Here is a 24,434-nt window from a genome sequence, read left to right as displayed (position 1 = left end):
TCCGGTCCATATCTGCGAACCCGAACGATTGTGAGGAGAACGCAATGATCGAACATGTGCTTGCCGTGGTGGCGGTGCGCGATATCGACTCGGCACGACAGTGGTACGAGCAGCTGTTCGACCGCCGCCCCGACAACAATCCGATGCCGAGTCTGGTGGAGTGGCGGCTTGCTTCGGCTGCGTGGCTGCAAGTGACCGTAGATCCCGAGCGGGCAGGCTCGTCGTTGTTCAACGTTGCCGTCGGAGACATCGAGGTGTTCGTCGATGCCGCTCGTTCCCGCGGTATCGACTTCGGCAAAATCGTCGACGCGAACAAAGGAGTCAGACTGTCGACCGTCTCCGATCCCGACGGCAATTCCATCACTGCGATCGGCGGCTTTCGCGAGCACTACTGATCGGGCGGATGGCGTTCTCACACGGGATGTAACGAGGAGCCCGGTCAGTGCGACATGGTGAACGGAAATGCGACCGACCGGTTCGGACAGAACGAGACGGTTGCTTCCGGTCTCGCGGGTGACATCTCGGCCGCGGCATCGACACCCCTCGCGACCCGAACGGACCCTCGACATGACCAGCGCCTACCCCCCACCCTTTCAGCGCCCGGCACCCGAGCCACAGACGCCTCGCCGCCCCCTGTTCGGGAAGATATTCGCCTGGGTCGCAATTGTTTTCGGTGCACTTTTTCTGATCGGGGCAGTGGTCTCGTTCGAGTTCGGTGCGCTACTCGTCGGCGCGTTGCTGGTCGGCAGCGGAGTCACGTACCTTCGCTCGTCGCCCGCGCGGGGTCGCAAGGTCTGGGCGGTACCGGCCATCGCCGTCCTCCCCGCCCTGTTCGTGATCGGGCTGACCACCACGACCGAAAGCGAGACCCCGACCGCCATCGCACCGGTCGCGGCCGTGCCCGCGTTGCCGACCGTCACGACGACCACCGCACCGCCGTCGACCACAACACCGGCCCCGACCACGACGACCGCGGCTCCGACCACCGAGCCGGTGGCCGCCGCCGTCGAGATACCGACGACCACGGAATACATCCCGTTGCCCGAGCCCGAACCTGTGTACATCCCGGAGCCCGTCTACACGCCGGAACCGGTGTACACACCCGAGCCGGTCTATACCGCCCCAGCTCCCTTCGTCGATGCGCCCGAAAGCGTGTACTACGAAAATTGCACGGCGGCCAAGGCAGCCGGAGCCACCAATATCCGCATCGGTGAGCCCGGTTACCGACCGAAGCTCGACGGCAACAGCGACGGCGTCGCCTGTGAAAGCTAACCCACCAACCGCCGCGTCAGGTCTGCGGTTTCGTGGGAGTAGGCGACCAGCATGACGAGGTCGACCGACGGCCGGGCAGCTTTGACTGCCAGGACTTGTTGGGTGACTGCATCCTGCATCGGCCATCCATAGGAGCCGCCGGAAACCAGTGGAAATGCGATGGACTTCATGTTCATCGACGCTGCCAGCGCCAGACTCCGGGCGTAGCACAGTCGCAGCAGCTCCGATCTGTCCTCGTGCGGGGAGTAGCGCGGGCCGACGGTGTGGATGACACAGCCGGCTCGAAGTCGGCCCGCGGTGGTAGCGACGGCTGCCCCGATGTCGAGGCCGTGGGGCAGGGTGGTGGCCCGCAGCGCCTTGCATTCTGCGAGGATCTCGGGTCCACCGGCTCGATGGATGGCACCGTCCACTCCCCCGCCGCCGAGCAATCGAGTGTTGGCAGCGTTGACGATCGCGTCTGCCGCCACGTCCGTGATGTCGCCCTGGACGACGTCGATGACTGTCATGAAAGCTCCTTCGCTGCAATGATGTTCGAGGTGATTCGGTCGAGGTCGTCGGCGCGCAATCCCGGGTAGCCGTGGACGATGTCGCGCCATTCGCTCGGCACCGCCGATGCGCCCCAACGCGCTCCGAGGAGTCCTCCGGCTATGGCCGCCGTGGTGTCGGTGTCGCCGCCGGCGCGGACGCACAGTTCGAGAGCGGCGGGCAGGGGCTGCTCCGCGTCGGCAGATCGGTGGATTGCCCACCACGCCGTTTGCAGAGCGTGGACCACCCAGCCGTTGTTCGGGAAGTCGGACGGCTGCCCCTCCTGTGCCTGACGAAGCAGGGGCTGCCAGAACTCGCGGACGTCGGCTTCGGCCTCGTTCAAGAACTCGGTCACGCCGTCGTAGGTGGAGTTCACAATCGCGTATCGAATTGCGTGACTCCACAATTGGCACGCTTGACCGGCACGGGGATCGGAGTGGGTGAGGGCACTGATCCGCGCCGCAGCATCTCGACAACCGGCCGGGTCGTCGAGGTAGGCCAGGGCAATCGGTGCCGTTCGCATGAGTGATCCGTTGCCTCCGGTTCTACCGGCCAACGACGCTGCCGCCGCAGTCATATCGGCACCGTCGAGTGTCGGCTGCGACAGCACCAGCCGAGTCTGGTTCCCCACGTCCGGAGGGTTCTGGTCGAACCAGTCGCGAAAGTACCCGGCGATCTCGTCGACGTCGCCGCCCTGCTCGAGTGCGCGCGCGATGCACAGCGCCATCGAGGTGTCGTCGGTCCATTCGCCCGGAGCCCAGTCGAATGATCCGCCGCCGATCATGGCGATGGTCTCCTCGGACGTGGGATACCCGAATTCGTATCCTGCGCCCAAAGCATCGCCCACCGCGGTTCCGAGCAGAACCCCTCGCGCACGATCGTGCTGAATGTCGGTCAACCGCATCTCTGACCCTTAGATTGATATTGCGCTAACCATAGATCACATCGGCGCTAAGATGCAAGACATGACGTGGCGAGACAAAGACGGCAAGGCTCTGACCGACTATCCGCGCCCCTCGGTGGCCGTCGACGTCGCAGTACTGACCATCCGCGAACGGCGACTGCACGTCGTCGTCGTTCGGTCCGACCGCGGCCTCGCGTTACCGGGCACTTTCCTGCGGCCGTCGGAGACTCTCGCCGACGCGGCCGACCGCGCGTTGAGGACGAAGGCAGGCCTGATCGATCTCTCCTTTCATCAGCTGAGGATGTTCGACGGTCCTGATCGCGACGACCGTGGATGGGTACTGTCGATGGCGCACAGCGCAGCGATATCGGCTCGATCACTTGCTCCCACAACAGAATCGATGCCGATCGACGGCTCGGAACCGGTCTCGTCGCTGGCCTTCGATCACGGCGACATGGTGACCGAGGCGGTGCTCGACCTCCGTCATCGCTACGCGCGTGAGGTCGATCCCGCGCTGTTGACGGACGCTCGATTCACCCTTCTCGAACTCCGTGAGCTGTACGAGATCGTGTTCGATCGCCCGCTGCCGAAAGACACTTTCCGACGCCACGTCATCGGCTCGTTGCAAGGGACGGGCGCAACCTCGACCGCAGGTGGCGGCCGCCCCGCAGAGCTGTATCGCCGTGCCGCGGATCCAGCTCTTCCCGCGGCTGCGGGATCGTTCCTTCTTCGCTGAGGGCACGGATCGGCGAAACCGGACATGCCAACAGATAAGCTGGGAGTCATGGGATCGAAGCGGCCTGCCAACCGCGGACAGAAACGCGCAGAAAAGACCAAGGCCCGGCAACGGCGTCACCAGCAATCCCGACCGGCCCCGACCGGTGCCGTCACCGAACGCATCGCCGACCTGATCGACGGTTTCGTCGAATGGCTCGACGAGAGCGAGATGTCGGAACAGTCGGAGGCCATCTCTCGGCTCGTGTCGTCGACACTGACCCAACTGGCCGGTGCGCGTCAGGGATTCTCGCCCAGCGCATGGCTTCCCGCAGATGCGCACCTGCTGGTGGATGCGGCCGAACGGATCCTGCAGGAAGAGTCCGACACTGCGGAGGACACCGCGGTCAATCTCGTTCTCACCTCGCTGCAATACCTGACATTCCTCGACGAGACCGATCTCTGGGACGGCAGCCCCGAGGACTACGCGCACTGCATGGAAGACCTCTCGGACTTCCTCGAGGGCGACGAGCCCGACATGCTCGATGCCGACGACATCGACCTGCCCGACGTTTCCCTGGCCCAGGAACTCGCCGCGATCTCGGCGCTTCCGCTGCTGCCCGCCCTCGACGACATCGTCGCGCGTGTGGCCGACGGATTGGCGGTGGCCGACAACGCCGACCTACAGGAGGCCGTCGGCTCGGCCCTGGTCGATCCCGCCCGGCTCGATGTGGGTGCCGCGGTCGATTACTGGTCGACGGCCATCGCCACCGAATTGATTCGCATCGACGGAGACACCGCCCGGCCGGGAGACAACGCCCATTCGCTGGCCGGCCGTGGAGCCGAGACCGTGCACGAGCTGGTTGCCGAACACGTTCGCGTGCAGCTGTCGGGAGACGCCGACGACCCCGACGTGTCACGGTCGCTGGCCAACACGTTCGCGGTGCAGACGCTGCTGGCTGCCATGACCGACGAGCGGCCGATCAACAACGAGGGCGAGGACTACGCCGAGCTCGAAGGTGAGGATCTGCGTACGGCACAGCTGATCGATCACCGCGTTCGATCCCTCATCGAGCAGGGCATCCTCGTCAGGATCGAGGAAGTACTCGCCGTTCCGCACGCGTTGCGTCCGGCAGTGCTGGACGGTGTGGCCGAGGCGCAGCCGTTCGGTGTGATCGACGAGGAGTCGCAGGACGACCCGCTCTACGGCTCGGTCGAGGATTCGGCATCGTCGTGACAACCCACGCGAGCGCCGAGACCCTGTCGGTGGTCGCCGCTAGCGTCACCGACTGCGCGTTACGTCGACGCGATCTGGGTAAGGAGCCGACATGAGCGATTCACTCGAGTTCGACTTCGACGTCGACGCTGCCTGGATGCACTTCCAGCGCAAGCTCGGCGATTACGTCAGCGCGATGCGCGACGGCGATGCGCTGGTGATCGAGTCGCGTTACGACACCACCGACGGCGTGCCCGACACCGCCGCCTGTGTGCAGTTCTATGCCTGGGATCTGGATATGGTCCGCTGCGAAATTCCCGCGAACGAGCATCTGCACAGTAGCCGCGCCATCACCGTCGAGCAGCGAGATGCGCTCAGCCATATCGGATTTCGCACGTCGGTCGATTCGGAGCCCACGGCACCACACGTCGACCGAAATCGCTCGTGGTCCGATGATCTGGCGAAGAAGACCGTCGCGGTGTTTCGCGACATCTGGGGTCTGCCCCACCCGTCCTTCCTGGGCTCACGCGCCACCGGTCGCTACGACGTCCCGAGTTTCGACGCCACCACCGCCGAGACCGACACGGCCGTCGTCCCACTGTGCGTGCAACCGAAGGGCAAGGAGCACCTACAGCAACTCGTCGACCGCGCCCTCGAGCCATGGTTCGGCTTCCCGCCGGATCACGACCCCGACGGCGACATCCCCCTGCGGTTCGCGGGCGGTACCGCCTACGTGTCGGTCAAGCCCACCGAACCGGTGGTCGAGATCAATTCGACGCTGGTGCACGCCGTATCCGGACGAACCCGCGCAGCCGAGTTGCTGGTCGATCTCAATCTGCAACTCCCCGACGTGATGCTGCACCTGGTGCAGGACTGCATCGTCGCGCAGGTGCGAGTGAGCGGGTCCCCCTTCGTTGCCGATCACCTGCTGTGGGCGGTGCGGATGCTCAGCCACGTGTGGGAGCAGGTCGACGAGAAGTTCGCCGAGGATTTCGGCGGCGCACTCGGGGAACCGACTCCGCCGCCGATCGACGCGGACGACTTTCCGGACGGGCTGCTCGAACTGGTCGAGCTTCTCGACCGGTCCGACGAATCCCTCGACCTCGACACCGTCCTCGGTCGTTGCTCCTCCGATCGCGATGTCGTCGTCTCCTACCTGCGCATCAGCGCCGAGCAGGAGGCGTCGTGGCGGGGTATGGCCGTCGCTGCAGATCTCGGTGACGAACACTGCGACGTCGACGAGGCAGACCGAGAAGCCGGCAAGTGGGGCCGCGCGGTTACCGCTCTGCGCGAGGTACTGCGCAGCACACCCGAGCAGGTCACGCCGGTGGTCGATCCGTCGGCGATCCAGTTGCAGCTGTTCGAGACCGACGAGGTGGCAGAGATCTCCGACGAGCGTTCGGACGAACAGTAGGCGGCGACCCAACAGGATTTCTTCTACGCGCTTCCCTTTCGTGTTAACTGGGGTTACATTAACCCTATGTTCGCACCTCGTTTGGAGAAGCCATGACACTGACGACAGGCACCACGTCCGTTTCGGTCGATACCGACACCACGGACGAACAGCAGTACAACGAGACGCTCACTTTGCTGTCCGAGGGTTCTGTGCACAAGCACTTCGATCCGTACGTCGACATCGACTGGGAGTCCGAGAAGTTCGCGGTACCTGCGAACGATCCCCGCTGGGTACTCCCCGCCAAGACGGACCCGATCGGCGGCCACGACTGGTACCGCGCACTACCGCTCGAGAAGCAGATCGAGATCGGCATGTGGCGCCAGGCCAACGTGGCCAAGGTCGGTCTTCAGTTCGAGAACATCCTGATCCGCGGCATGATGCAGTACGTGTTCTCGCTGCCCAACGGCTCGGCCGAGGCACGCTACTGCACTCACGAATCCATCGAAGAATGCAACCACACCCTGATGTTCCAGGAGATGGTCAACCGCGTCGATTCCGACGCCCCCGGCATGAGTCGGCCCATGAAGATGCTCTCGCCGTTCATTCCCCTGTTCGCCACGCTGCTGCCCGAACTGTTCTTCGTCGGCGTTCTCGCAGGCGAGGAACCCATCGACCACATTCAGAAGTCGGTCCTGCGGTCCGGTGAAGACATTCATCCGATCATGCAGAGCGTCATGGCAATTCACGTCGCCGAGGAGGCACGACACATCTCGTTCGCGCACCAGTTGCTGCGACGTCGCGTTCCCAAGATGTCCAAGGCCGGGCGGTTCCTGCTCTCGCTGGCCTTCCCGGTCACGATGCGCATCCTGTGCGACGTCATCGTCATTCCGCCGAAGAAGTTCTGGACCAAGTTCGACATTCCCAAGCAGGTGAAGAAGGACCTGTTCTGGGGCACCGAGGAATCACAGCACGCGCTCCAGGACTACTTCGGAGATGTGCGCATGCTGGCCACCGACACCGGCATGATGAACCGCGCTGCTCGCCTGGTGTGGAAGCTGTGCGGAATCGACGGCAAAGCGTCGCGTTTCCGTAGCGAACCCGACCGCAGCTCGAGCCAGTTCGCCGCATAGCCCTCTCGCCGCTCAGCCATTCTTGCCTCTGCCGTCAGGAACCCCTCATGCCCCACGTCGTCACCCAGTCATGTTGCAGCGACGCGTCATGCGTCTACGCGTGTCCCGTCAACTGCATTCATCCCACTCCAGACGAGCCGGACTTCCTGACGGCGGAAATGTTGCACATCGACCCGCAATCGTGTGTCGACTGTGGCGCATGTGTCTCGGCCTGCCCGGTCGACGCCATTGTGCCGCAAGCAAAACTGACCGAGGCCCAACTGCCGTTCCTGACGATCAATGCGGATTTCTACAAGCAGGAGCGCCCACCGCGGCCCATCCTGGCACCGGTCACCCCTGCAGCCTCGGTATCGAGGGATCGTCAGCCGCTACGAGTCGCAATCGTCGGCTCAGGCCCGTCGGCCATGTACGCAGCGGACGAACTGCTCACCCAACCCGGCGTTCGCGTCGATGTCTACGATCGACTTCCGCGGCCTCACGGCCTCGCCCGACTCGGCGTCGCACCCGATCATCAGAAGACACGCCAGGTGTCCCGGTTGTTCGAAACCATCTCCGCGCAAGAGGGATTCACCTACCACCTCGGCGTGGAGGTCGGCAAGGACGTCACCCACGACGAGTTGATGGACACCCACCATGCCGTGATCTACGCCGTCGGGGCATCATCGGATCGCGAGCTCCGCATTCCGGGAGCCGAATTGCCCGGGCGCAGTTCGGCGACCGACTTCGTCGCCTGGTACAACGGCCACCCCGATCACGCGCACCGCACCTTCGACCTTTCGCACGAACGTGCCGTCATCATCGGTAATGGCAACGTTGCACTCGACGTCGCGCGCATTCTGACGATGAATCCGGATGCGCTCGCCCAGACCGACATCGCACCGTATGCCTTGGACGCCCTGCGCCACAGCGCAGTTCGTGAAGTTGTCGTCGTCGGCAGACGCGGAGTGGCTCAGTCCGCCTTCACGGTGCCCGAGTTCGCCGGATTGTTGACCGTCCCCGATATCGACCTGGCCATCGATCGCAGCGAACTCGCACTCGATCCCGTCACCGTCCGACTCGCCGCGACCGACGAACTACCCCACGCCGTGGCACAGAAGCTGCAACTGCTTCGCCACGTCGACGAATCCCCCGAGCACAGCGACGGCCGCAAGCGAATCACTCTGCGCTACCTTCTCTCTCCCACCAGAATCCTGGGCACCGACCGCGTGACGGGAATCGAGTTCGACCGAATGGGCCTCTCCGCGGACGGCGACGACGTGGTTCGCAGCACTCCGACCGGCGACGTGGAGAGCATCGAGGCCGGACTCGTCCTCACCTCCATCGGCTACCGCGGTGTCGCGCTTCCCGGAGTTCCGTTCGACGACCAGGCGGGCATCATTCCCAACAACGGCGGCCGTGTGCTGGAGGAATCCGGCGGGCAGACTTCGGTCGGCAGCTACGTCACCGGGTGGATCAAGCGGGGTCCCTCGGGATTCATCGGCACCAACAAATCCTGCGCTCAGGAAACCGTCGGCCATTTGGTCGACGACTTCAACGCCGGTCGCCTGACGGATCCGATCGAGCTGCCCGACACCTGGCCGACCGGGGCGAACCGGGGCACGCTACGACGCTCGAAAGACAGGCTACTGGCCCTGCGCCGCTCCTGATTGCTCACCTCGGTTGGGATCAATGCGCCTTTCGGTCACTCCAACTGCAAGAAAGCCACATTCATCCGGGTGACGAAGGCCGCAAAACCAGGGAAGCGGTGTCGAGGTTGAAGCGTCGACCATCGGGGTACACCGAGGCATCGGCCACCGATTCGCGGCGGGCCAACACCTCGAGGAGTACGAGATGACGGCCCTGCGACGCATCTTCACCAGGACCGCTGTCCCAATTGTCGGTATTGCCGTGGCGTTGGTGTGCGCGGTACCGGCCCAGGCTCTGCCGACGCCCGGTGACCTCGCAAATGTCCCGGCCCGAACCTCGATCTCGTACGAACACATCCCGACGGGGACCTACGTGGGCAGCGCGGAGGACAACTCGGCGCGCCCAGGACTGTCGACGGTAAAGCTCTACATGGCCGACTACGTCGTCCGCTTCGGCGACGGTTCGCCCAGAGACCTCGACCTGGCAGCCAGGATGGTCCAAGTCAGCGACGACGGTGCCGCTTCGACGCTCGACAACAAGTACCCACAGGCGATTTCGGCAACCGCCGCGGAATTCGGACTCACCTCTACCTCGCGGGGCGGTTTCTGGGGCAACTCGTCCACGAGCACAGCCGACACGGTGCGATTCCTGGCGGCGAAGAAGCGCACCGATCCCGCCAGCCCCGTCCTCGCATGGATGAACACCGCGGCTCCTGTGGCACGCGATGGAATGGTTCAGGACTGGGGCACCGAGCAGTTGCCCGGCGTGACCGGGACCAAGTGGGGATGGGCCGACGACCGATCGAGTGTGGTGGCGTCCGCGTCGATCGGCGATGACTTCGTCATTGCATCCAATACATACGGACCGACCCGATCCAACACCGACGACGTCATGGCGGGCCTCGGCGGCATCGAATTGACGGCACCGCCCGCCGCCGCTCCTCTTCCGAACCTTCCCGTGATACCCGGCCTGCCGTCCGTCGAGGAACTACTGCAGATGCTCGCTCCTCGCTGACACGTTCGAACAGTTTGTCGGACCCCTCCCTTACTCTGCGTCTCACCGAACAGTTCGGGGACCACACCGGGGGACGTGGAGGGAACGACGATGAGTCGTATCGATCTGGACAGTTTTTTCAAGTATTCGCGCGCAACCACTGCTCGGGACAGTGCTGATCCGAACGAATTGCTCGACAGCGGAATCGGTTTCGCCCAGTTGGGGGCCTCCGCGAAGGACATGACCCAACTGATCGCGGAACGCCTGTCGGCTGCGGAAGACACCAGCCGAACGTATTCGGTGCACGATCGCGCGGCGAATATACTCGACGACGCACTCGACGTTGCCTTCGAGAACGGCTGGCAGCCCGCCGAACTGGTACACGTCACCCGTCAGAGCGCTGGAGGCGACGGCACCGTGGTCATTGTCGAGGCCATCGGTGCTCACGCAGCGCGAAGTTCCGCCGACAGCGTTGCTCCGGAATCCTGGCGGGATCAGTTGTCCGAGCTGAACGTCGAATCTGCAGGTGGCACCTCTGCGGACCGTCTTCGTCGATGGCGTTCGTACAACCGGCGGTCGTCGGCGCAGTCGTGGTACACCCTTTTACTCGTACTCGGCTGCGCAACATGGCTGTTGCCCCTCGAGACACTCCTACCCCCTCCCACTCGATGGACAACACGCACCACACCTGCCGGTCCGCGGCAGGCCGTGGACTCGAAGATGCTCGGCAGGATACGAGGGCTACTGGCGAAGGCCGAGTCGACGCAATTCCCCGCTGAAGCCGAGGCATTTTCGGCCAAGGCCCAGGACCTGATGACGCGATATGCGATCGACAGCGCACTTCTCGATGCAGGGAACTCTCGCACCTTGATCGACGATGTCATCAGTCGTCGCATCATGGTGAGCAACCCGTACTCGAAGGCCAAACTGCTTCTGCTGCACAGTGTGTGCAAAGCCAACGGTGCTAGAACAGTATGGAAGAAGAAGTATCTGCTGGCCACCGTGATCGGTCTGCCCGTCGATCTCGATCTGTGCGAGCTGCTGTACACCTCGTTACTGGTCCAATCGGCACGTGCACTCGACGAGGCCGGCCAGTCGGCGACCTCGCGGACTCGCAGCTTCCGTCACGCATTCTTGATCGCCTACGCCCACCGAGTCGGCGAACGATTGCAAGACGCACGCACGCGAGCGACTGCAGCGGCGACCCAACAACACGGATCGGCTCTGGTGCCGATCATGGCGGAGCGATCCGATGCCGTGGACCGTGTCTACACTGCCCGGTACCCGTCGACGAAGACGATCAAGTTCGGCAGCGACAATACTCAGGGGTGGCTTGCCGGCCGTGCCGCCGCCGAACGCGCCGACCTGACCGGTGGGCGCGAACGTATCGACAAATCCGATCTGGCCTCGTAGTGCGGGCTACATTGGGTGACATGACCGGTCTGGATACTCCGCTGACGCCACTTCGCTTCCTCGAACGCGCTGCCGAGGTTCATCCCCACAAGACCGCCGTGGAGGACGGACCGCGCACCTTCACCTACGAGCAGTTCGCCGCCGCCGTCACCCGGCTCGCGCGTGCACTGCGCGCGTCGGGGGTCGGCCACGGCGATCGGGTGGCCTACATCGCGTCGAACTCGGCGGAGCTACTGTTCGCGCACTACGCGGTGCCGCTGGCCGGTGCCGTTCTGGTCGCGATCAACACCAGGCTCTCACCGGACGAAGTTCGCTACATCTGCGATCATTCCGGTTCGGTTCTGTTGGTGGGTGATTCGGCACTGCTGGCCGGCCTTGGAACAGATCCCATCGCAGATTCGGTCACCGAGATCGTCGAGACTCCCTCGGTGGACGGCACGTACGAGAAGCTGCCGCACACCACTCGATACGACGCATTCCTCGAACGGGGCACGGACGAACCGATGGAGTGGGAGGTCGACGACGAGACCTCGACCATCACGATCAACTACACCTCGGGCACCACCGGTCGACCCAAGGGCGTGATGTACACCCACCGCGGTGCTTACCTCAATTCCCTGGGCGAACTGCACCACCAGGGATTCGGTGTCGACACCCGCTATCTATGGACGCTGCCGATGTTCCACTGCAACGGGTGGTGCACCACGTGGGCGGTCACAGCCGCGTCCAGCACACACGTATGCCTTCGCGGAGTGCGCGGCGACGCCATCTGGTCGGCCATCGACAACGGCGTCGATCACCTTGCCGGTGCGCCGACCGTGTTGACCACTCTCGCCACTGCTGCAGAGGCACATTCACTCGATCGACCGCTGACCATCGTCACAGCGGGAGCTCCTCCGAGCCCGACGATCATCGCCAAGATCCGAGCATTGGGAGCAACGCTCGTACACGTCTACGGCCTCACCGAAACCTACGGTCCCTATTCGGTGTGCGAGGCAAAGCAGGAGTGGCTCGAACTGGACGCCGACGAACAGGCTCGTCGTTTGGCCAGACAGGGAGTCGGCATGCTCACTGCGGACCGTCTGCGCGTGGTACGCGACAAGCCCGGTCCCGGTGGAGTGTTGATCGACGTCGAACCCGACGGCGGCGAAATGGGCGAGATCGTCATGCGCGGCAACAACGTCATGAAGGGGTATTACAACGACACCGCCGGAACGACAAAGGCTTTCGCGGGCGGCTGGTTCCATTCCGGTGACCTCGGGGTGATGCATCCCGACGGCTACGTTCAGCTACTCGATCGCGCCAAGGACGTCGTCATTTCCGGCGGCGAGAACATCTCGACCATCGAGGTGGAGCAGGCGCTGGCGAGCCATCCTGCCGTCGCCGATGTTGCGGTCATCGGGGTTCCCGACGACAAGTGGGGAGAGCGACCGAAGGCGTTCGTGGTGCTGGTGCCCGGCGCGGACGCCTCGGAAGCCGAGCTCGTGGCGCACGTGAAATCGGCCATCGCGTCGTACAAGGCCCCGCGCAACGTCGAATTCATCGTCGAGCTGCCGAAGACATCGACCGGCAAGATCAGGAAGAAGGAGCTGCGCGACGCCGAGTGGGGCACGTCCGCGTCGAAGATCAACGGGTAGCCCGCTCTGGTCACGCCATCTGCACACCGGCGATTTCGGTGACGCCGCCCTTGCCGTCGAACGACAACTGCCGAAATGCCACCTTCTCGACGAAGAACCTGTCGTGGCTCACCAGGATCACCGCGCCGGGAAACGCCATCAGTGCGCGTTCGAGCACCTGGGTGCTCTGCAGGTCGAGGTGGTTGGTGGGCTCGTCGAGCACGATGACGCCGGCGCCGAACAACAGGCACTGCGCCAATGCAACTCGTGCCTTCTGCCCTCCGGACAGCACGCCGATCTTCGACTTGAGATCCATCTCGGAGAACTGCAACAACGTGAGAAAGCGGTGCACTTCCTTCTTCGTCGCCGTCAGAGCGAGACTGCCCGGCATCGCGTTCACCGAATGCGACACCGTGTCGTCGAGATCGAGATCGGCCAGCACCTGGTTGTAGTAGATGAACGACGGCGCTTTGGTCTTCCATTTGATCTTGCCGCTGTCCGGCTGCTCGGCACCGACGAGAATGTCGACGAGAGTGGTCTTTCCACATCCATTGGGTCCGGTGATGGCGATGCGGTCACCGCGGTGCACGGTGAAGGAGATGTTGTCGAAGAGTCGTTGCTCCCCATAGCTCTTGGCGATCCCGTTGATCTCCGCCAGGTTGTCGTGCACATGCAGACCGCCGTAGATAGCGGTGACCACCGTGTCGACCGGCCGTGGACTCTTGCTCTTCTTGATGTTCGCCAGTCGACGTTTGAGCACCCCGCTGGGGTTCTTCACTGCTTCCTTGCGATCACTGATCGCTTCTTGCTCGTAGGCCAGCAGCTGTTGTTCGTTGCTGAACTCACGTTCGAGGTTCTTGAGTCGAAACTGTTTCTGCTGAACGTATTCCGAATAACTACCGTCGTACGTCTGCAGGTGATGGTTCTCGATTTCGACGATGCTGGTGACGACCTGCTCGAGGAATGCGCGGTCGTGCGAGACAACGAGAAGCGCGCCGCGGAAATCTCGTAGCCAACGTTCGAGCCACGCGATTCCGGCAACATCGAGGAAGTTCGTCGGCTCGTCGAGGAGCAGGACGTCCGGGGCCTCGATGAGGATCTTGGCCAACGCTGCGCGGTTGCGCCAACCACCGGACAGTCGATCGACAGGAAGCTCACGTCGTTCGGCGTTGAATCCGAGCATCGACAGCACCGTGTCGATCTGCTGGTGGTAGGTCCAACCGCCGCTGTTCTCCATGGCGTCGAGCAGTTCGGCTTGGCGGTCGACGAGCTTGTACATCTGCTTCTCGTCGAGGTCACCTCCGAGTGCGGCCTCGACCTCGGCCAACTCGACCTCGATAGCGTGGACAGCGACGAAAAGAGATTCGAGCTCCGCCTGGATGCTGCGATCGCCGTCGAGTTCCGAGAACTGCGAGAAGTACCCGATCCGGGCTCCCTCGGTGACATCGACCGTTCCCGTATCGGGCGTCTCACGTCCGAGAAGCAGCTGCAGCAGGGTGGTCTTGCCCGTTCCGTTGCGCCCGATCAGACCGATGCGATCGCCGTCGGCGAGACGAAAGAACACCTCGCGCAGCATCACCTTCTGGTCGTATCCCTTGGCAACGTCGTTCAAGCGAATCCAGCTCAAGCGTCCACTTCTCCTGAATACACGGGTCCGCTGAGTCGTCGAACCGGGCTCGCTCACTCTAGCCGCGCGCGGCTCCGTTCGATTCTGCTGCTCACGTGGACTCCCACAACCACAGGTAGTAAGCGAGGCGCTCACTGTCGAGGTCGATGCCGTACGCGTCCAAGAAGGCCGCGCAGTAGTCGCGTCCGAAGTTGTACTCGGTGCTCCAGATTGCCGGTGCCAGGTCTGCCCATCGATCGGCGACGCCCATGCTGCCCATGTCGACGTGTGCTGCCCAGGATCCGTCGTCGGTGATCAGGGTGTTCGGCATGCAAGCGTCGCCGTGGCACACGACGAGTCGATCGATCGGCGGCGGTTCGACCGGCAGGTCGCGATCGCCGATGCGAGAGATCACCGACCAATCGAACGGGCATTGTGCGACGGGGACAGCATCATGAAACGCCCGAAGGCCGGTCGCCGCCCCTCGAACTGCGACAGCCGGGTCGGTCTTCCACCGATCGGCTACCGCGTTCCCCCACGGCAAGGCCTCGGTCACCATCCAGGAGCCCGAGTCATCGGAACCGGTGTCGAGGACCTCGGGCACCGGGCTGTACCGAATCACCCACTGCAGACGACGCCTCTCCTCCTCCAAGTCGATCGAGGCCGCGACCGGCGTCCATTTGACGTAGCGTCCTGCGCCGAGACGAAAAGTCAACCCGCCCAGTTCATTCGACCACACCGGCTCGATATCGTCAGGTCCCGCCAAGTCTCGCACCATGGCCGGGACTGTGACGTCGCCGTCGGGCACACTCATCGATCGGTGATGTTCGCAAGAGAATCGACGGGCGAAGACACCACCACGGGGTCGCGACCCGACCACAGATCCAGTACCGCTTTGGGGCGCGCCAGCAACTCTCGCGCGTAGTTACGCACCACTGCAAGGGTATTGCAGTCGATGCACTCGGCCGTGACTCCGTCGACGTCGAGGTCCATGTCCTCACACAACGCTACTGCTCGCGACACGTGGAGGGGTTGGCTGATGATCAGTCCCCGTTCGACGCCGAACGTCTCCTTTGCGCGGGCGCAGGTGTCGTAGGTGTCGATGCCGTGATCGTCTCCGATGATCACACTGGGGTCGATTCCGTGCTCGATCAGGTAGTCGGTCATGGCTTGAATCTCATTGCCGGAGTTGCCGTCCGCGTCACCGGAGACCAGGATTGCCTTGATCTTCCCCGCTGCCATCAAGGCAATCGCCGTGTCGAGCCGTCCGGCCAGAAATCGCATCGGCTTGCCGTCGCGTACCTGTGCACCGAGGACGATGGCTACCGGCGCGTCCGGCGCATCGTCGACGTCGTAGACCTTCCCCGCCGTCGCATACGCCACCCAACCGGCCGATGCCAGAACGACGGCAACCAGGGCGGCGACCACCGCGCAGAAGGCACCGACGAGTCGCCGGCCCAATCCTCGGGGCTTCGATTCGGTACTCATGATCTCGTTTCGTCGTCGTCAGGAAACCTCAAGCTAACCCACGAATACGGCGACCGAGGGTCGCCGCAGCGCACCCATACCGATTCCACAGTGATCCCTCAGAGCCCGCCCCTGCTTGATTGCACAGTTCGGAGGCGGAGTACCGTTCGATCAGTGAATCCGCTGCTGACCTCTCGACGGTATGTCGACTTGCGTCTGCAAGCCAGCGCTACCTGTTGACGGTCCTCCAGACCGCAACCCCCTGAAGTTCGGCCCATCGGCCGACCAGCACTTCTGTCGCCCATCCCTGGCGACACCTCTCCTTTTCGAAAGGCATATCCATGTCTGCGCCCAGCGCTACCCGAACGCGCCGTGTCCCTACCTGGGCAACCGCATTCGGTCCACAGATCATTGCCGGACTCATTCTCGGAGTCGTATTTGGACTCATCGCCCGATCGATGCCCGACGCCGCCGACGGGAACGAGAACTGGTTGGTCGGCACCCTGTCGACCATCGGTTCGAGCTACGTCAAACTTCTCACCGTCGTGGTGATCCCGCTGGTGTTCACGGCGATCGTCAGTTCCATCGCCAACCTGCGCGAGGTCACCAATGCTGCCCGTCTGGCGATCCAGACGCTGTGGTGGTTCGCCATCACGGCATTCATCGCCGTCATCATCGGCATCGTGATCGGGTTGGTCGCGCAGCCCGGCTCGCGTACCAGCGCGGGCGCCGATTCGGCGGGCGATCCGTCGAGCGTCGGGTCCTGGTGGTCGTTCCTCACGGGGCTGGTGCCGAACAACTTCCTCGCGCTCGGTGCGAGAACCACGGTCGCCGACAGCGGCACCGCAACCACATCGCTGAGCTTCAACATCTTGCAGTTGCTCGTCATTGCCGCTGCCATCGGTATCGCGGCACTCAAGGTAGGCAAGAAAGCCGAGCCGTTCCTCGAGTTCAACGCGTCACTGTTGGCCATCGTGCAGAAGGTGCTGTGGTGGATCATCCGCTTGGCACCGATCGGCACCGCCGCCCTCATCGGCAACGCAGTGGCGACCTACGGCTGGGATGCAATCGGCTCACTCGGAGTCTTCACCGTGTCGATCTACGTCGGCCTCGCCGTGGTGTTCTTCGTGGTGTACCCGTTGATCGTTCGCGCGCACGGCCTTTCGGTGCGCAACTTCTATTCGGGAGTGTGGCCGGCCACCCAGCTGGGCTTCGTCTCGCGTTCGTCGATCGGAACCCTGCCACTCACCGAGCGCGTCACCGAACGCAACCTCGGAGTTCCGCGCGAGTACGCGTCGTTCGCGGTACCTCTCGGGGCGACGACCAAGATGGACGGTTGCGCGGCAATCTACCCCGCAATTGCAGCGCTCTTCGTCGCTCAGTTCTACGGCATCGATCTCACCATCACCGATTACCTGCTGATCATTGTGGTGTCCGTGATCGGTTCCGCCGCAACGGCAGGAACAACGGGTGCGACGGTCATGCTCACCCTCACGCTGTCGACACTCGGATTGCCGTTGGCCGGTGTCGGTCTGTTGCTTGCGGTGGAACCGATCGTCGACATGGGACGCACCGCAGTCAACGTGACCGGTCAGGCATTGGTGCCGACCATCGTCGCCAAGCGTGAGGGAATTCTCGACCTCGAGCGCTACAACGCTCCGCGAAACGGTGACCCCTTCGTCGACGAGGAAGCGGACGTGGAACTCGCTCGCTGACAGAGCAATTCGATCTGCGATTCCCGACGACCGAGCACCTGGGTCGTCGGGAATCGGCGTCTATCGCGGTGGTGACAGAGCTTCGACCGCGGACGCGGTGTCTGTATCGGTCGCCTCGACACTGGCGAAATAGTGTCGAAAGAACTCCCGCATCGTCTTGATGATCTCGATCTGCTGCTTGATCGCGAAGCGCGCAGAGCGTTCTTCGCCGACCGCGAGACGATGAAACTTCGCTTGAAGTTGTTGAGCCGAGTCCAAGTCGCCCCAGGACTGCGGCCACGCGAGGGAAGTCGTCATTTCGAGCATTCGGTCGAGCTTCGTCAGATACTCGACGCAAACCGCATCGCAGCGTTCGGCGACTCCTGGTTCGACGTCGAGTTCGCCCGCCACCGCCTGATCTCGAAGTGCACGCCAGTGACCGAGATTGTCGTTGAGCCCGTACTGCTCCATCGTTTTCAGCGTCCCATCTATGCCGGAAAAAACGGTTCCAGATCAACTGCATGTCGATTGACCTCGGTACAGGGTTCGCCGTCCAGGTCGCGTGACCCCTTCTTTTGGAGGTCGAGCACGATCAGACCATCACCTGCATCCAGGGCGACTGCGCAACCGAGGAACTGCATATCGTCGGCATGGCGCAGTTGAATCGCGGTGCGCCCGGACACCTTCAAGTCCACCCCACGAACAAACGAGGGGCTGAGAAGCAAATCGTCGATTGACTCCAACGACGACAGAACAGCAACGTAATACCAGCTGCTCGGCCCGGCCCCATCCCAGGTGCACCCCTTCCAACCGGGATACGTTGTGATTCCCGCGAAGTCCGGTCTCTCGGTACTCACGTCCAATCCACTTGCCGTCACGGCAGATTTCGGAATGGTGCATGGATCGAATGGCTCCGGACCGGCCGCCATCGTCGTCGATTCCGTCGAGGCGTCCCCACTCGCGACCGGGCTGCCCTGCGTCGAGCCCCCACACCCCGTCAGCACCAGCGCCGAAGCACAGACCACCGCGAGCAAACGCCCACCCACCAGCCGCATTCGTTCAACCTCTCGACACAGACGTCACTGAACGGTTGGACGCGACGCGTGCTCGATCGGTTCCCTCAGACACGCTGAGAGGCTCGCAGCTCCCGAGTCGCCTTCGAGGTGAGGCTCCTTCGTTCCGCCGCCCACACCCAGAGCGCCAGCGATATCAATGCGATCACTTCGGCGACGACGAGCACCCGCTCCACGTAGCCGAGTGTGACTACGCGGTACCAAGGCCGCGAGCCGGTTGCTCCCACTGCCAGCGCGTAGACGATGGGCATCAGTGTCACGACGGAGAGCGCGCTGAGTCCCATGGTCACGCGGGCGCGCACTGCCCACACGGTGTCCCGAAGCCAGGGCCGCGAGAACGCGAACACCGCGACCGGGATGCTGACGAACGCCACGGCAGCCCCCAACCTGTGGATCGTCCCGCCGAGGCTCAGGGAGGCGTCGTTCGACCAGTCCTGCTTCGGCACAGCGACGACGGCAATGAGCCCCACGGTCCACAGCGTGAGGAAGATCGAGGCGGCTGCACCAGGCCGAGTGAGGCGATATCGGATCGCGGACGCGAGGGTGAGTGCAGAACCGAATGCGAGCAGTACGACGCCGATCGAGAACACCCACTGCTGCGCGCCGAGTCCGTATTCGCTGATCGTTCGGCGCAGATGGGAGGGCGTATGCCATGCAGTGTGGATATCGAGAACCAGCACCACGAGTGCGCCCAGCACGATCGTCAATGCGCCGATCATGGCCGGTCGAATCGGCACAACGCCTCCCCTCTCGCACGGCGTCGATCGCCGTCCCGCACTCCATGTTGCCTGAAGGTTCGGGCGTACCCCCTTGACCCGAGAGAAAGGCGGGCATAACCTACAACCAAATGGTTGTAGATGAGTTGAGTGACGATGAGGTCGATCGCCTGTTCCAGGCGTTCGCCGACAAGACCCGGCGTGACATCGTCGCGAGGGTCACTGTCGGCGAACAGTCGGTGTCGGAATTGGCGGCTCACTACGCCATGAGTTTTGCCGCTGTGCAGAAGCACGTCGCCGTTCTCGAACGCGCCGACGTGATCACGAAACACAAGCGTGGCAGGGAGCAGATCGTGCGAGTTCGATTGGACACCATCGCACGAGCCCGCGCACTGCTCGACGCATACGAAGAGATCTGGCGACGTCGAGTCGACCGGATCGACGAACTACTTTCCCACGACGAGAAAGGCTGAATCCATGCCGTTCATCAGCTCCCACAAGGATGCGGAGACGTTGACCATGACGATGGTCGCCGAGTTCGACGCGAAGGTCGAACGGGTGTGGCAGATCTGGGAGGACCCTCGACAACTCGAGCGCTGGTGGGGACCGCCGACGTGGCCCGCGACCTTCGAGAGCCACGACTTCGTTCCGGGCGGAAGGGCGTCGTACTACATGACCGGCCCTGAGGGCGAAAAAGCCGCCGGCTGGTGGCTTTTCACCGAGATCTTCGCGCCGACCACACTGTCCTTCGATGACGGTTTCGCCGACGACTCCGGCAACCCGTCGTCGACGATGCCCGTCACCCATGCCACCGCGACCCTCGAAAACGTCGACGGCAGAACGCGTATGACCATACGTTCGCGATTCGACAGCCTCAGCCAGCTCGAAGAACTCGTCGAGATGGGCATGGACGAGGGTATGGCCCTGGCACTCGGTCAGATCGACGCCATCGTCGCTGACTGATCGTTGTGCACGGAAACTCGGTCTCTGCTACGAACTTTCGTGCACGTGCGGCGAAGCCGCTCTATTCCGGAACCGAGCTGACGGTGAACGGCTCGACGGGCTCTCCCCCACGCTTGTCGAACTGACTGTTCACCACGTACAGCCGATCGTCCATCGCTGCAACGGTTGTCGGATACGCGAACGATGCGTCGGTGATCTCGCCGGTGACCGCGCCGGTTCTTCCGTCGTCGTCGAGGTCGACCTTCGCGATAACACCGTCGCGATTACGGACGACGTACAGCGTGTCGTCGTCCATCTCCATCCCGTCGCCGTTCATGAGTGTCGCTCCCCCGAGATCGACCTGTGTGACCTCCTTGGAAGTCTTGTCGATCCGATACAGGTTGCCGGTGCTCGACTGCACGACGATCAACGCAGATTCGTCGTCGTTCTCCACGATGCCGTTGGCGTTGAACCCCTCGCCGTACGCGAACGGAGTGCCGTCGAAGCTCACGAACGTTTCCAACGGTCCGTCCTGCGTTCCGGCGGTCATCTGTTCGGCGGGAATGCGGTACAACGCCGGGCTGCGCGAGTCCGTGACGTAGGCATCGCCGTTGTCGGCAATGGCGACGTCGTTGAGGAATGTCGCGTCTGCACCGAGACCGTTGGTGAACGTGGCCACCAGGTCACCGGATTCGGCGTCGTACACCCACACCTTGCCGGTGGCTCCACCGGCGATCACCAGGTAGTCGGCGCGATCGTCGTCATCGGTCACATCGATACCCGCAGCACCGGTACGTCCGTCCGCGCCGCCGGGTAGGAACACCGACACATCGGGAGATCCGACGGTTCCGCGGAACACCGCGCCGTCGGACGTCGACGTCACGTAGAACGTGTCGTCCGCGGCGGTGATGCCCTCGGGGAACACTCCGCTACCGGGCAGGTCGTAGACCGTTGCGGTGCTCGAACTCGATGACGTTGCCGCCGACGAGGAGGAACCGCTCGGGGTGCTCGGTGCCGGCTCGGCCGAATCCGAGGACCCGCAGGCACTCAGCAGGAGTGTGGCAACGGCAACAGCGGGGACTACTCGGGAGACTCGGTTCACACCGTCGAGTGTTCCATATGTCTCAATTCTCGGGCATTTGTCCTGGTGAGCAGATTTTCCTGGCGTCGGTTTCGTACAGTCGTTGCCATGAGTGCCCTTTCCTCCCTTGCCGCAGCCGACAGCGACCTCGGAGGGATTGCCGGATGGGCAGTGAGTTTGATGGAGGCCATCGGCGGCCCTGGGGCCGGAATCGCCGTCGCCGCGGAGAACTTCTTCCCGCCCCTTCCCAGCGAGATCATCCTCCCTCTCGCCGGGTTCACCGCGTCGCAGGGCGGCATGACGCTGCTGAGTGCGTTGTTCTGGACGACGGCAGGCTCGGTGATCGGCGCACTCGTCCTGTACTGGCTCGGCATCAAGCTCGGCCGCGATCGGATGTATGCCATCGTCGAGAAGATGCCGTTCGTCGGCACCGAGGATCTGACCAAGGCAGAGGACTGGTTCACCCGTCACGGTCGGTCGGCAGTGTTCTTCGGCCGCATGATCCCGGTCGTCCGTTCGGGCATATCCATCCCGGCCGGCGTGTCCCGGATGCCGATTCTCCAATTCACCCTGTACACCACTCTCGGCAGCCTGATCTGGAACTCGATCTTCGTACTCTCCGGCTACTTCCTCGGCGAGAACTGGCATTACGTGGAGAACTACGCCTCGGTGTTCCAGTACGTCGTCATCGGCATAGTCGTCGCGCTGATCGCCTGGTTCGTGGTGAAGAAGATCAAGTCCAGACGCGTCGAGGTGCAATAGCCGCTCACAGATCGTCGATGTCGATGAACCCGTCCTGCAGCGCACGCACCAGCAACGTCGCCTTGGTCGGTGCCGTTCGCCCCACCGCCGTGTATTTCGCTCTGATGCGAGTCAGATGTGTATTGACGGTTCCCATCGACAGATAGAGCGAACGGGACGCCTCCGCTTTGGAATCCGAGATGAGCCAGGCGGTGAGTACTTCGATTTCACGAGCGCTGAGCCGGGGGTCGGGTGCGTCGCCGACGCGGATATCGAGCACTGTCATGGAGGTCCTTGGTGTCGGGCACCGCCGCTGTCCCGGTGGCGCGAACACGGCCAATGACACCGCAACCGCTCCGCTGGGTCACTCCGAGGAATGACCGAGGTCGCTCTCACCTGAGAGTGAATACTGTCGCCCGCGACCTCGATCTTGGCCCCACCTGGGTAAAGTCCGGCTCTATGACCGAGCTCGACGCGACCGCCGCCCACTTTGTCGAGGCGGGTGTGTCATTGCTGATCGCACATCCGCGCAAGATCCTCGAACGCGGACTGCGCATCGAGGACGTCGTCCACGAGACCGAGTCGTCGACGGCGACGTTCTTCCGCAAGTTCAAGACCAAATCCGACTTCCTCGCCGCGGTCGTCGAACATTTGTCCCGTACTCCTCCACCGGTCGCCATCCACGACATCGTTCGCGCGCAGATGACGAACAGCGGCGCGTCGATTCGCGCATCGGTGTCGGCGCTCGTCGCGGACCACTTCCCGGCAATCGTCGACCGGAAGAGCACCACCGCGTCTCTTCTCGACCATGTTTTCCGCGGACCCGCTTCCGCGGCACTCGCCGCTGAGTACCGCCTGCGTGACGACGCCGTGCTCGACGCATTCGAGGTGCTGTTCGCTCCCGACGGTGGAGCCTTTCGCCGTCCCTTCACGGCCCGATCGTTCGCCGTGACGGTCAATGCCGTCGTGGACGGCTTTCGCATCCGCAGTCAGGTCGACGCCGCTTCCGTATCGGCCGATGTGTTGTCCGATGCGCTGCTCGCCTTCCTCGGGGCCGTCGTCGACACGTCGGGGCATCATCAGCACCTCGATGACGTCGTGGGGGAAGTCGGTGTCTCGGGCGAGGAGCGGCCGCTGCCCCGCGATCCGCGTGCTGCGATCGTCACCGCTGCGCGCGACGAGTTCGGAAAGCGTGGCTACTTCATGACGCGAATGGACGACGTCGCCGATATCGCGGGAGTGCCGAGGGCGGCGTGCAAGACACTGTTTCCGACCAAACCGTCCGTCATCGTTGCAGCACTGCAGAGTCGAGTCGATCGTCTTCGCGAGTCGGTGGCCGACGACCAGTTGCTGGGCCTCGACGAGCTCACGATTCTGCGGAATCACATGCTGCGGTGCGCGCAACTCGCCGCCGACGAACTCGAGTTCATGGACGCTCTCCTCGTCGCCGTCGCACACGACACCTACGGCGAGCCGGAGGGGCTGATCTCGATCAAGGAGAAGCTCAACCTGCCGGCGATCATTGCACCGGTCATCGCGCGAGGACAGGACACCGGCGTCTTCCGAACGAGCTCGAGCCCAGTGGATCTCGCTGCCGGAATCACCAACACTCTGCTGATGCGATGCTTCACCCGACGACAGAACAGCCCACAGGACAACGCGACGTTCGTCGGTGAACTTCTCCTCGACGGACTCGGTACGCACTGAACATCGACCGGCCGTGTGTCATCGAACCCGAAATTGGCGATGCTGCAACCACTCCCCTGATTCAGTTCTTCGATACGCGGTACCGGCCGCCTTTGACGACGAACACCACGTATCCCAGAACGGCCAGCAGGTACAGCGCCGTCGGGACGGCGAGAACCCAGACGCCGACCGAGTCGCCCGTCGTTGCACCCGCAACGCCGGTGATCCAGGCGAACAGCAATGCCGTTGCCGCACCGATCCACTCGAGGTCCTCGGCCATCTTTCGGTTCAGCTCGGGTCGGTTCTCGGCGGCAGTCCAATACTCGTGCATCGTCCGGCTCGGCAGATTCACCATGGACCCCGGAACCTTGGGGAACCACCACCCGATGCTCGCGAACAACCCGATGATCGCGAATCCGATGCCGCCCATCGTGAGCAGGAAGGACAGCTTCGACTCCATGCGATCGACCTGACCGGACCCGTCGAAGTGCGCGGGCACTTGATCCCCCGCAGTGACGGCGACCCAGATCAGAGCGACGATGAACGCCAGAGTTGACAGCAGTAGGGCCGCACGCGAGAGCTTCATCCCAGTCGACTTTAATGCCTTCGGCAGTGGTGTGGTT

The 24,434-nt window shown here is 63.3% G+C and carries 26 protein-coding genes; 15 read left to right on the top strand and 11 right to left on the bottom strand.

Annotation, left to right across the window (positions count from 1 at the left end):
- Window positions 1–44 precede the first annotated feature (44 nt).
- A complete protein-coding gene (locus CH276_RS13660) occupies window positions 45–395 on the top strand; it encodes a VOC family protein (RefSeq protein WP_094630699.1) in 351 nt (116 codons plus the stop codon).
- Between the two features lie 172 nt (window positions 396–567).
- Entirely contained in the window at window positions 568–1,272 is a 705-nt protein-coding gene (locus tag CH276_RS13655; protein WP_094630700.1) for an excalibur calcium-binding domain-containing protein, read from the top strand.
- On the opposite strand, the gene CH276_RS13650 is transcribed toward CH276_RS13655, so the two are convergent.
- Complete coding sequence (locus CH276_RS13650; RefSeq protein WP_094630701.1) at window positions 1,269–1,778, bottom strand: O-acetyl-ADP-ribose deacetylase; 510 nt, start codon at window positions 1,776–1,778, stop codon at window positions 1,269–1,271. The genes CH276_RS13655 and CH276_RS13650 overlap by 4 nt on opposite strands.
- Window positions 1,775–2,701 carry an ADP-ribosylglycohydrolase family protein gene (locus CH276_RS13645; protein WP_094630702.1) on the bottom strand — a complete coding sequence of 309 codons (927 nt, stop codon included), beginning with the start codon at window positions 2,699–2,701 and terminating at the stop codon, window positions 1,775–1,777. Before CH276_RS13645 ends, CH276_RS13650 begins: the two co-directional genes overlap by 4 nt.
- Window positions 2,702–2,762: 61 nt before the next feature.
- Here CH276_RS13645 and CH276_RS13640 point away from each other — a divergent pair, with 61 nt between their 5' ends.
- From CH276_RS13640 to CH276_RS13605, 8 genes are all read left to right on the top strand, one after another.
- Window positions 2,763–3,437: an NUDIX hydrolase gene (locus tag CH276_RS13640; RefSeq protein ID WP_094647322.1), complete on the top strand. Its 675-nt coding sequence runs from the start codon at window positions 2,763–2,765 to the stop codon at window positions 3,435–3,437.
- Window positions 3,438–3,485: 48 nt separating this feature from the next.
- Window positions 3,486–4,652 (top strand): hypothetical protein, encoded by a 1,167-nt coding sequence (locus CH276_RS13635; protein ID WP_094630704.1) that lies wholly within the window; start codon window positions 3,486–3,488, stop codon window positions 4,650–4,652.
- A gap of 91 nt (window positions 4,653–4,743) precedes the next feature.
- On the top strand, window positions 4,744–6,045 hold the full coding sequence (locus tag CH276_RS13630; RefSeq protein ID WP_052049440.1) for a T3SS (YopN, CesT) and YbjN peptide-binding chaperone 1: 1,302 nt from the start codon (window positions 4,744–4,746) through the stop codon (window positions 6,043–6,045).
- A 92-nt stretch (window positions 6,046–6,137) separates the two neighbouring features.
- Window positions 6,138–7,157 (top strand): AurF N-oxygenase family protein, encoded by a 1,020-nt coding sequence (locus tag CH276_RS13625; protein ID WP_094630705.1) that lies wholly within the window; start codon window positions 6,138–6,140, stop codon window positions 7,155–7,157.
- A 47-nt stretch (window positions 7,158–7,204) separates the two neighbouring features.
- Complete coding sequence (locus CH276_RS13620; protein WP_094630706.1) at window positions 7,205–8,803, top strand: FAD-dependent oxidoreductase; 1,599 nt, start codon at window positions 7,205–7,207, stop codon at window positions 8,801–8,803.
- 184 nt (window positions 8,804–8,987) lie between these two features.
- Entirely contained in the window at window positions 8,988–9,797 is an 810-nt protein-coding gene (locus CH276_RS13615; RefSeq protein WP_094630707.1) for a hypothetical protein, read from the top strand.
- Window positions 9,798–9,887: 90 nt separating this feature from the next.
- Window positions 9,888–11,189 (top strand): DUF2786 domain-containing protein, encoded by a 1,302-nt coding sequence (locus CH276_RS13610; protein WP_141214708.1) that lies wholly within the window; start codon window positions 9,888–9,890, stop codon window positions 11,187–11,189.
- Between the two features lie 20 nt (window positions 11,190–11,209).
- A complete protein-coding gene (locus tag CH276_RS13605) occupies window positions 11,210–12,826 on the top strand; it encodes an AMP-binding protein (protein WP_094630709.1) in 1,617 nt (538 codons plus the stop codon).
- 10 nt (window positions 12,827–12,836) lie between these two features.
- On the opposite strand, the gene CH276_RS13600 is transcribed toward CH276_RS13605, so the two are convergent.
- The 3 genes from CH276_RS13600 to CH276_RS13590 form a co-directional block, all read right to left on the bottom strand.
- Window positions 12,837–14,432, bottom strand: coding sequence for an ABC-F family ATP-binding cassette domain-containing protein (locus CH276_RS13600; RefSeq protein ID WP_176459246.1), 1,596 nt, complete (start codon window positions 14,430–14,432; stop codon window positions 12,837–12,839).
- Between the two features lie 91 nt (window positions 14,433–14,523).
- On the bottom strand, window positions 14,524–15,225 hold the full coding sequence (locus tag CH276_RS13595) for an aminoglycoside 3'-phosphotransferase (RefSeq protein ID WP_094630710.1): 702 nt from the start codon (window positions 15,223–15,225) through the stop codon (window positions 14,524–14,526).
- Complete coding sequence (locus CH276_RS13590; protein ID WP_094630711.1) at window positions 15,222–15,899, bottom strand: SanA/YdcF family protein; 678 nt, start codon at window positions 15,897–15,899, stop codon at window positions 15,222–15,224. Before CH276_RS13590 ends, CH276_RS13595 begins: the two co-directional genes overlap by 4 nt.
- Window positions 15,900–16,219: 320 nt before the next feature.
- On the opposite strand from CH276_RS13590, the gene CH276_RS13585 reads away from it, so the two are divergent.
- A complete protein-coding gene (locus CH276_RS13585; protein WP_094630712.1) occupies window positions 16,220–17,593 on the top strand; it encodes a dicarboxylate/amino acid:cation symporter in 1,374 nt (457 codons plus the stop codon).
- Between the two features lie 60 nt (window positions 17,594–17,653).
- On the opposite strand, the gene CH276_RS13580 is transcribed toward CH276_RS13585, so the two are convergent.
- From CH276_RS13580 to CH276_RS13570, 3 genes are all read right to left on the bottom strand, one after another.
- The gene (locus CH276_RS13580; RefSeq protein ID WP_094630713.1) at window positions 17,654–18,043 is read right to left on the bottom strand and encodes a hypothetical protein; all 390 of its coding nucleotides are present in this window, start codon (window positions 18,041–18,043) and stop codon (window positions 17,654–17,656) included.
- Window positions 18,044–18,060: 17 nt separating this feature from the next.
- Window positions 18,061–18,627 (bottom strand): DUF3558 domain-containing protein, encoded by a 567-nt coding sequence (locus CH276_RS13575; RefSeq protein ID WP_094630714.1) that lies wholly within the window; start codon window positions 18,625–18,627, stop codon window positions 18,061–18,063.
- A 65-nt stretch (window positions 18,628–18,692) separates the two neighbouring features.
- The gene (locus CH276_RS13570; protein WP_254924221.1) at window positions 18,693–19,382 is read right to left on the bottom strand and encodes a DUF998 domain-containing protein; all 690 of its coding nucleotides are present in this window, start codon (window positions 19,380–19,382) and stop codon (window positions 18,693–18,695) included.
- A 110-nt stretch (window positions 19,383–19,492) separates the two neighbouring features.
- On the opposite strand from CH276_RS13570, the gene CH276_RS13565 reads away from it, so the two are divergent.
- Together CH276_RS13565 and CH276_RS13560 are read left to right on the top strand one after the other, a co-directional pair.
- Entirely contained in the window at window positions 19,493–19,834 is a 342-nt protein-coding gene (locus tag CH276_RS13565) for an ArsR/SmtB family transcription factor (RefSeq protein WP_032395060.1), read from the top strand.
- Between the two features lie 4 nt (window positions 19,835–19,838).
- On the top strand, window positions 19,839–20,324 hold the full coding sequence (locus tag CH276_RS13560; RefSeq protein WP_094630715.1) for an SRPBCC family protein: 486 nt from the start codon (window positions 19,839–19,841) through the stop codon (window positions 20,322–20,324).
- Window positions 20,325–20,385: 61 nt separating this feature from the next.
- On the opposite strand, the gene CH276_RS13555 is transcribed toward CH276_RS13560, so the two are convergent.
- Complete coding sequence (locus CH276_RS13555) at window positions 20,386–21,405, bottom strand: SMP-30/gluconolactonase/LRE family protein (protein WP_094630716.1); 1,020 nt, start codon at window positions 21,403–21,405, stop codon at window positions 20,386–20,388.
- A gap of 87 nt (window positions 21,406–21,492) precedes the next feature.
- On the opposite strand from CH276_RS13555, the gene CH276_RS13550 reads away from it, so the two are divergent.
- The gene (locus CH276_RS13550) at window positions 21,493–22,146 is read left to right on the top strand and encodes a DedA family protein (RefSeq protein ID WP_094630717.1); all 654 of its coding nucleotides are present in this window, start codon (window positions 21,493–21,495) and stop codon (window positions 22,144–22,146) included.
- Window positions 22,147–22,150: 4 nt separating this feature from the next.
- Here the strand turns inward: CH276_RS13550 and CH276_RS13545 are convergent, their stop codons facing one another.
- Window positions 22,151–22,411, bottom strand: a complete 261-nt coding sequence (locus tag CH276_RS13545; protein WP_032395056.1) for a LuxR C-terminal-related transcriptional regulator — start codon at window positions 22,409–22,411, stop codon at window positions 22,151–22,153.
- A 173-nt stretch (window positions 22,412–22,584) separates the two neighbouring features.
- Here CH276_RS13545 and CH276_RS13540 point away from each other — a divergent pair, with 173 nt between their 5' ends.
- A complete protein-coding gene (locus CH276_RS13540; protein ID WP_094630718.1) occupies window positions 22,585–23,832 on the top strand; it encodes a TetR family transcriptional regulator C-terminal domain-containing protein in 1,248 nt (415 codons plus the stop codon).
- 61 nt (window positions 23,833–23,893) lie between these two features.
- Here CH276_RS13540 and CH276_RS13535 read toward each other — a convergent pair whose 3' ends face one another.
- Entirely contained in the window at window positions 23,894–24,397 is a 504-nt protein-coding gene (locus CH276_RS13535; protein WP_094630719.1) for a DUF1648 domain-containing protein, read from the bottom strand.
- Window positions 24,398–24,434: the final 37 nt, after the last annotated feature.

The sequence above is a fragment of the Rhodococcus sp. 06-470-2 genome (assembly GCF_002258235.1).
GTDB lineage: Bacteria > Actinomycetota > Actinomycetes > Mycobacteriales > Mycobacteriaceae > Rhodococcoides.
This window is presented reverse-complemented; position numbering and strand designations above follow the sequence as displayed.